At 39.4% G+C, this 4,042-nt stretch carries 8 protein-coding genes; all 8 read left to right on the top strand.

Annotated features, from left to right (window positions below; genetic code table 11):
* The first annotated feature begins 316 nt into the window (after positions 1-316).
* The 8 genes from LKD70_RS18190 to LKD70_RS18155 all read left to right on the top strand — a co-directional run bounded on the left by LKD70_RS18190 (position 317) and on the right by LKD70_RS18155 (position 3,931).
* Positions 317-847: a hypothetical protein gene (locus LKD70_RS18190; RefSeq protein ID WP_227709271.1), complete on the top strand. Its 531-nt coding sequence runs from the start codon at positions 317-319 to the stop codon at positions 845-847.
* 107 nt (positions 848-954) lie between these two features.
* Entirely contained in the window at positions 955-1,431 is a 477-nt protein-coding gene (locus LKD70_RS18185; protein WP_227709270.1) for a hypothetical protein, read from the top strand.
* A 75-nt stretch (positions 1,432-1,506) separates the two neighbouring features.
* Positions 1,507-1,890, top strand: a complete 384-nt coding sequence (locus LKD70_RS18180) for a GNAT family N-acetyltransferase (protein ID WP_227709269.1) — start codon at positions 1,507-1,509, stop codon at positions 1,888-1,890.
* Positions 1,891-1,906: 16 nt separating this feature from the next.
* Positions 1,907-2,281, top strand: a complete 375-nt coding sequence (locus LKD70_RS18175; RefSeq protein ID WP_227709268.1) for a DUF3795 domain-containing protein — start codon at positions 1,907-1,909, stop codon at positions 2,279-2,281.
* Position 2,282: 1 nt separating this feature from the next.
* The gene (locus LKD70_RS18170; RefSeq protein ID WP_456115032.1) at positions 2,283-2,849 is read left to right on the top strand and encodes a DUF1697 domain-containing protein; all 567 of its coding nucleotides are present in this window, start codon (positions 2,283-2,285) and stop codon (positions 2,847-2,849) included.
* 78 nt (positions 2,850-2,927) lie between these two features.
* Positions 2,928-3,488: a GyrI-like domain-containing protein gene (locus LKD70_RS18165; protein ID WP_227709267.1), complete on the top strand. Its 561-nt coding sequence runs from the start codon at positions 2,928-2,930 to the stop codon at positions 3,486-3,488.
* Complete coding sequence (locus LKD70_RS18160) at positions 3,454-3,627, top strand: hypothetical protein (protein WP_227709266.1); 174 nt, start codon at positions 3,454-3,456, stop codon at positions 3,625-3,627. Before LKD70_RS18165 ends, LKD70_RS18160 begins: the two co-directional genes overlap by 35 nt.
* A 112-nt stretch (positions 3,628-3,739) precedes the next feature.
* A complete protein-coding gene (locus tag LKD70_RS18155) occupies positions 3,740-3,931 on the top strand; it encodes a hypothetical protein (protein ID WP_227709273.1) in 192 nt (63 codons plus the stop codon).
* Positions 3,932-4,042 lie beyond the last annotated feature (111 nt).

Here is a 4,042-nt window from a genome sequence, read left to right as displayed (position 1 = left end):
GAACCGTAGAACGGGCGGTATGTCTTATGGATATTTCGGATGACTGGAATCAGGAATATAACCTGGAACTGTATAACGAGACATTTGACGCGGCGATCGCATTTGCGAAGAAATATCCGGATACGCTATAGAATGGATGTGATGGGTCATTTTATATCAAATAGTTAAATTGCGAGAAGACGATAAGGAACAGCTTTTACAAATATTTAATAACACTATTTCAAGATTGGAACAGGATACGGAGTGTCTAACTCGCTTTAGTATCACTTCCTGCTTTTGATGAAAAATTGTGGCTGTCGGACAAAGAAGATATGAAATGAAGAGGTCAATAGATAATGAATGCTTTATTGCAGCGCTGATGCTTGCGTTGTCAATACCTGATATCTGCGGCAAAGCGGAATATCCGGATACAGAAAAAACTGCTGTACGGTATATTAAATGGTATGATACCTATGTAGGAAAGTATGAAAAGCCATCGAATCCTTATGGCAGTGACATGCCTTATTCCAGCGGTGAACTAATATATAATTTAAGAAACTCAATGTTTCATCAAGGAACACCAAATATTGATGCGGGAAAAGTAAAAGAAGAGCGATGCAAGGTAGATGAATTCCGGCTCACCATCAGCGATGTTGCAGACGGAGGAACAAGCTGTGTTTCTTATGGACAAGGACTTAAGGTTCAGAAACGCGTTCTGGAGGTCAATATTGTAAATTTATGCAGTAAATTAAGTGCAGCTGCAAAAACTTACTACTCCATGAATAGGCATAAATTTGATTTCTTTAATTATGAGCTGCGAGATCTAAGGTTTTCTTACAGCAGTTTATTTGAATACAAGAGTGAATAGTATTATTTTAACAATTTCAAAGCATCGGTTAGAAATAATCGGTGCTGTTTTTATGCTCGGAGATGATCCGGGCATTTTTCATGCTCATTTTCAGGAGGTGGTAACACATGACGGGCCGGATCAAGGGTATTACGGTGGAGATCGGCGGCGATACCAGCGGGCTGGAAAAATCGCTTGCCGCAGTGAACAATTCCATAAAGAAAACCCAGAGCCAGCTTCGGGATGTGAATAACCTTTTGAAACTGGATCCATCGAATACCATTCTTCTGGCACAGAAACAGGAGCTTCTGCAATCAGCGATTGGAGATACGGAAAAGAAGCTGGAAGCTTTGGAACAGGCCCAGGAGGATGTGGTGCGCGCTGGCGTGGTGAGCATCCCGGTGACGTTTTCCATGTCGGCAAAGTGGCTGAAGATCCTGACAGAGTTTAAACAGCAGGAAAAAATCACGGTGGGATATTTTGATATGGAGACGCTGGCGGTGAAGACAGTGGAGATGTATGTGGAGGGGTACAAGGCTTCTCTGGTAAAAGATACATCACGGAAAGGGCTGTGGCCGGTGAGTTTTACGCTGAGGGAGTTCTGAAAATGTATTCTTTTTCGGAGAAAATTGTGGTATATTTGAGGAAAATAAGTTCTGTTTTAAGGGGATATAGAGTTAATGGAATATAAAATCGATGATAAAAAACTTAAAGCAAATATTTTTATTTCATTTGTTAATAAAGTATGGAAAGGTCGATATGATATTGAAAAAACGGAAGCGGCGTTATCTAAGACCTTTAATATAACAGCCTATGATGGGGACATGCTTGTAGGATGTCTTCGTATACTTACAGATGGTTATTTTTTCGGAACTATTACAGAATTACTTGTTTTGCCGGAATACCAAAAACACGGTATTGGAAGTAAACTTCTCTATTTGGCAAAAGAAACTTCTCCAACTATGTTGTACTTTGGCGCACAGCCAGGAGTTGAAGCATTTTATGAGAAAAATGGGTGTAAAAAGAGTTTACAGTCGTATATGATTGAAAAAGACAAATTTTAAGTTGAAGGTGGTTTTTATGAAACGAGAGTTAGGAATTGCCAGATGTGGTCTTGCATGTTGTCTATGCACAGAAAAAGCTGATTGTAATGGATGCGGCTCAAATGGCTGTCCAGACAATGATTTTTGTGAGAATAAAAAATGTTCGATTGCAAAAGGATTGGCACATTGTTACGAGTGTGAAGAAAATTGCAGGAAAGGATTATTGAGCAAAATTAAACCTTATGCATTTAGCTTATTTGCGAAAACATATGGGGAAGAAAAGCTTCTGGATTGTTTAGAGAGAAATGAGAAAAATGGAGTCGTGTATCATCGAGAAGGCATAACCGGGGATTATGATGATTTTGACGATGTAGGGCAATTAATGAATTTTATCTTTACAGGAGTGCGATAAATTGGAAGTTGTAGAGGTGGTTAAGAATATGAAAAGATATATCGCCTTATTGCGAGGTATCAATATAAGTGGCAAAAACAAAGTGTCAATGGCAGAATTAAAGCAAGGTTTTGAAAACCTGAATTATGCAGAAGTCAAAACCTATTTGAATAGCGGTAATGTAATTTTTTCAAGCAATGAAGCCGATACAATCAAGATTACAAGCCGAATTGAGGAAATGATTAAAAATCAGTTTCATTTAGATATTCCTGTCTTTGTCATATCAAAGGAAGAAATTGAGAACATTTTATATCATGCACCCGACTGGTGGGGAGATGAAAATAAGGAGATTTATGACAATCTAATCTTTATCATGCCGCCTGCTACATTCAAAGATGTATATAACGAAATTGGAGAGCCTAAAGAGGGATTAGAAAAGATAGAGGAATACAAAGAAACGGTATTCTGGTCTTTCAGCCGGAAAGACTATCAAAAAACAAACTGGTGGTCTAAAACGGCAAGCGCAAATATCAGCAATAAATTGACGATAAGAACGGCGAATACAGTTAGAAAAATAGTTGGTATGTAATTATTTTCTTAATCTTAAGTTATCGATCTGGAAGATGTATGTGATAACATATTTGGTTGATGAAGGGAGGCGAATAAAATGGCTTTTGACTACAAGAAAGAATACAAGGAATTTTATATGCCGAAGAACAAGCCTGGAATTATAGAGATTCCGAAAATGAATTACATAGCAGTCCGGGGAAAAGGCAATCCCAATGAGGAAAACGGAGAATACAAAAAATCAATCGGTTTGCTGTATGGCATTGCCTTTACCATAAAGATGAGTTACAAGGGAACGCATAAGATCGAAGGTTTCTTTGAGTATGTCGTGCCGCCCCTTGAAGGCCTCTGGTGGCAGGAAAACACACAGGGGCTTGATTATACAAGAAAAGAAGATATGCACTTTATTTCTATGATCCGGCTGCCGGATTTCGTAACGAAGGAAGATTTTGAGTGGGCAGTTCAGGAAGCAACGAAAAAGAAGAAACAGGATTTTTCCAAAGTAGAGTTCTTTCCTTATGATGAGGGGCTGTGTGTTCAGTGTATGCACATCGGCTCTTACGATGATGAGCCTGCCACCGTTGATCTCATGTACGACTATATGAAGCGGTGCGGGGATTACGGCTATGGTAATCGGACAGATACAACATATTTCTGTTGATAAGGAATACGCACAAGGCTATGAAAGGCGGTATGGAAAAGATGGTTTTATGATGTTAGTACCTGCACCGCAAGACCTTGTTACTGGTGAACCAAATAAATCTGCTATTGCTACTATAAATATCGAAAAATATGATTGATAAATCCAAAGTTGTTGGATTAGATGATTTTGATATTTTATATTGCCAAGAGCATCAGTCAGAAATGATTGGTGCTTTTTTGATGTTTGGAAACGGAAGGAGGGGTGTTCTTATGTACCCGGTGAGTGAGGCGTTCCTGCAGGCGGTACAGGGGAACACCCGGAAGTATTACTGGACAGGAAAGATTACAACTGCTGCCGGAGCAGAGTATCCGTTTATGCAGGAGGATATCATCAAAGGCAGCGTCTATATCACAGCCCAGTGCTGCGGCAATTCTGAGATTGAGCTTGTATATTTCAGATAAATTGACCATCCTTCACGGTCAATCTGATCACCTTTCACGGAGATTCAGATCACTGATCTCGGAGAGGTATGGTCGGTGATCAAAGTCATTCTTATAATGATGATGGCACAC

Origin of the sequence: Ruminococcus turbiniformis (genome assembly GCF_020687545.1) — a bacterium.
Taxonomy (GTDB): Bacteria; Bacillota; Clostridia; order Lachnospirales; family Lachnospiraceae; genus Mediterraneibacter; species Mediterraneibacter turbiniformis.
This window is presented reverse-complemented; position numbering and strand designations above follow the sequence as displayed.